Raw genomic sequence first — 3233 nt, forward strand, 5'->3', positions numbered from 1 at the left:
AGGATCACCGAGGCACTTGGCACCTCGGTGTGACCCGCTTTCACGAAATGATCGAGGAACCTCTTCCTGATCTCGTGTGTCTGCACTTTCTCGCTTCCTCGTGATGCTGGCCTGCCCAGCCACATTCCAGCTTATTAAGCAGCCTATTTCGACCGCATTACAGTACCGGTCTGGTTGCCCGCGCCTGAACACTGAACGAACTGGGCCGCGGCGGGGTGCCGGTTCAGCCGTTGAGAAAACTCAACCGTACCGAGCGCCGCGGATTGTCCCGGTTGAGGTCTACCAAGACCACGCTTTGCCAAGTGCCCAGCAGCAGTTCGCCACTTTGCACCGGTAGCGTGATCGACGGCGCGACGATGGCCGGCAGCACGTGGTCGGCTCCGTGGCCATACGACCCATGCGCGTGCCGGTAGCGGTCATCACGCGGCAACAGCCGTTCCAGGGTGTCGACGAGGTCGTCGTCAGAACCGGCGCCGGTCTCGATGATCGCCACGCCCGCCGTAGCGTGCGGGACGAAGACGTTGCAGAGCCCGTCGCCCCGCGGGAAGCAAAACGCGCGAACTGAATCGGTCAAATCGACGATACGACGACGCGCGGTGTCCAAATCCAGCACATCGGTATTCATCGGACCAGCCTACGAGGCATGTTCGGTGACCTGCCATCTCAAGCGGTCCATCCTCAGCAAACGCACGGCTTAGCTTTTACCAGCCCATTGCCACGGCTATTCCGGCGGAGGAAAGTGTTGGTTGACCGGTGGCGCCACCGGGGCGCTGCCCCGAGAGGAAAGGGGTGGATCGTGTACGCGCGCTCTACCACTATCCAGGCGCAACCATCGTCGATCGACGCCGGAGTCGCGCACATTCGCGATGCCGTCATGCCAAGACTTCAGGAGGTCGAGGGGTGCGTCGGCTTGTCGTTGCTGGCCGACAAGCAGACCGGCCGGTGCATCGTGACCACCTCATGGGAGACCGAAGAAGCGATGCGCGCCAGCGCCGAGCAACTACGGCCGGTTCGCGATCAGGCGGCGCAGGCGTTCGGCGGGATCGGCAGCTCCACGGTCGAAGAGTGGGAAATCGCGGTGCTGCACCGTGATCACCGCTCAGGTGAGGGCGCCTGCGCGCGGGCGACGTGGGTGAAGTTGCCGCCAGATCAACTTGACCAGGGCATCGAGTTCTACAAGACGTCCGTCCTGCCCGAACTCGAGGCACTCGATGGCTTCTGCAGCGCCAGCCTGCTGGTCGATCGCGCGTCCGGACGCGGCGTAGCCTGTTCATCCTTTGACAGCCTCGAGGCGATGGAACGCAGCAGGGAGCAGGGAACGGCCATCAAGGAAGCGAAGACACGGGAAGTGGGCGCCGACGAGCTCGACGACTGCGAGTTCGAGCTCCGGCTCGCCCATCTGCGGGCGCCCGAGCTGGTCTGACGGATTGGAACAGCGGCAGTGCCGGCCGACCACGCGGCCGGCCGTCGGCCGGCATTGCCCCATTGCCATGGCTAATCCGGCAGAGGAAGGTGGTTGATGGAACCGGTGGCGCCACCGGGGCGCTGCCTCCGAGCAAGGAGGGGTCTGTGTACGCGCGCTCTACCACTATCGAGGCGCAACCGTCGTCCATCGACGCCGGGATCGCGCACGTTCGCGATGTCGTCATGCCCGCGCTCCAAAAAGTCGACGGATGTCTTGGTGTGTCGTTGCTGGTCGACCGTGGTTCTGGTCGTTGCATTGCGACCAGCTCCTGGGAGACCGAACAGGCGATGCGCGCCAGCGCCAATGGCATACGGCCTGTTCGCGATCAGGCGGCGCAGACCTTCGGCGGTAGCCCGACCGTCGACGAATGGGAGATCGCGGTTCTACACCGGGACCACCCCTCCGGTCCGGGTGCCGGCGTGCGGGCCACCTGGCTCAAAGTGCGGCCCGACCAGTTCGACCGGGCGATCGAGTTCTACCGGGAATCGGTGCTGCCCGCGATCGAGGAGCTGGAAGGTTTCTGCAGTGCGAGCCTGATGATCGACCGCACGTCCTGGCGGGCGGTGTCGTCGTCCACGTTCGACAGCCTTGAGGCCATGCAGCGCAACGAAGAGCGCGCCCGGTCGCTACGTACCGCTCGGCTTCGCGACCTCGGCGCCGACCAGTTCGACGTTGGCGAGTTCGAACTGGCGATCGCCCACCTGCGGGTGCCCGAGCGGGTCTAGCGCTTGTTGAGTCGCCGATATCCACGCTAGGGCAGCGAATCGCCGGGGAAACCGCGACACGGGTGCACCTCGAAGGTGAGCACCCCGGCTTGCACACCGGGATCGTCATTCATGACCGCGACGGTCTGATCGACGGTCCCGGTGAACACGCCGACACCGCACACGTCGGAGCCATCGGTGACCGGCAGCACCACCGCGAGCACACCGTCGTGGCGTAGCCCGAAGTTGCGTCGGCCGTGCTCCCAGATGACCGCGGGTGCCGTCTCGTTGGCATAGCTGGGGCCCTGCCGGAGGATGACGACGCTGTAGGCCTTAGCCGCCGGCAACAGGGCATTCATCTCATCGTCGGTAAAGGTTTTCATCGGCCGCCTCCTCGATCAGGGCGGCGCGCGCCAACGTCGCCTGGGCCATCTTCACGTGTGCGGCGTCGACGAGGACACCGTTGACGCCGACCGCGCCCAGCCCCTTCTCCTCGCCGTCGCGGTAAGCGGCGACGTTGCGTTCGGCCAGCGCGATCTCCTCATCGGTCGGCGAATACACCGTGTTGGCCACCGGGATCTGGGACGGGTGGATCGCCCACTTGCCGGTATATCCCATCAACGCGGCCCGCCGCGCGTCGCGCTCATAGCCCTCCAGATCCCGGTAGTCGGGATAGGGCGCGTCGATCGCGTCGATGCCGGCGATGCGGGCGGCGACGATCACCTTGTTGCGGGCGTAAGCCCAGAAGTCGCCCGGGTATTCGCCCAGCGGGACGAAGTTGGTGTCCACTCGCGCACCCTGTGACAGCGAGAAGTCCCCGACGCCGAAGATCAGCGCGTCCAGCCGCGGGCTGGCCGTTGCGATCTCCTCGGCGTTGGCCAGTCCCTCGACCTCTTCGATCAGCACTTCGAGGCGAATCTGGTGGGTCAGGCCCAGCTTGGCCTCCAGCTGGGTCAGCAGCACGTCGACCCACCAGACATCGCGGCCGCGCAACGCTTTCGGGACGATGATCGTCTCGAGGTTCTCCCGGGCGTGGGTGACGACCTCGACGATGTCGTCATGGC

6 protein-coding genes are annotated in these 3233 nt (G+C 65.4%); 2 read left to right on the forward strand and 4 right to left on the reverse strand.

The features are described 5' to 3' along the window. Window positions 1–86, reverse strand: an 86-nt coding sequence (locus tag VEI45_RS26455; protein ID WP_414687456.1) for a hypothetical protein, incomplete at its 3' end; no start/stop codon positions are given. 137 nt (window positions 87–223) lie between these two features. Then, the gene (locus VEI45_RS11425; RefSeq protein WP_324853193.1) at window positions 224–613 is read right to left on the reverse strand and encodes a secondary thiamine-phosphate synthase enzyme YjbQ; all 390 of its coding nucleotides are present in this window, start codon (window positions 611–613) and stop codon (window positions 224–226) included. A gap of 183 nt (window positions 614–796) precedes the next feature. Between VEI45_RS11425 and VEI45_RS11430 the strand changes: the two genes are divergently transcribed. Then, window positions 797–1423, forward strand: coding sequence for an antibiotic biosynthesis monooxygenase (locus VEI45_RS11430; protein WP_324853185.1), 627 nt, complete (start codon window positions 797–799; stop codon window positions 1421–1423). A 146-nt stretch (window positions 1424–1569) separates the two neighbouring features. Beyond that, window positions 1570–2190 (forward strand): antibiotic biosynthesis monooxygenase, encoded by a 621-nt coding sequence (locus VEI45_RS11435; protein ID WP_324853187.1) that lies wholly within the window; start codon window positions 1570–1572, stop codon window positions 2188–2190. Window positions 2191–2216: 26 nt separating this feature from the next. Here the strand turns inward: VEI45_RS11435 and VEI45_RS11440 are convergent, their stop codons facing one another. Further along, a complete protein-coding gene (locus tag VEI45_RS11440; protein WP_324853189.1) occupies window positions 2217–2552 on the reverse strand; it encodes a hypothetical protein in 336 nt (111 codons plus the stop codon). Continuing rightward, window positions 2530–3233: CoA ester lyase (locus VEI45_RS11445; protein ID WP_324853191.1), on the reverse strand; the 704-nt coding region annotated here is incomplete at its 5' end. The genes VEI45_RS11445 and VEI45_RS11440, both read right to left, overlap by 23 nt.

The organism is Mycobacterium sp., from assembly GCF_035623875.1.
GTDB lineage: Bacteria > Actinomycetota > Actinomycetes > Mycobacteriales > Mycobacteriaceae > Mycobacterium.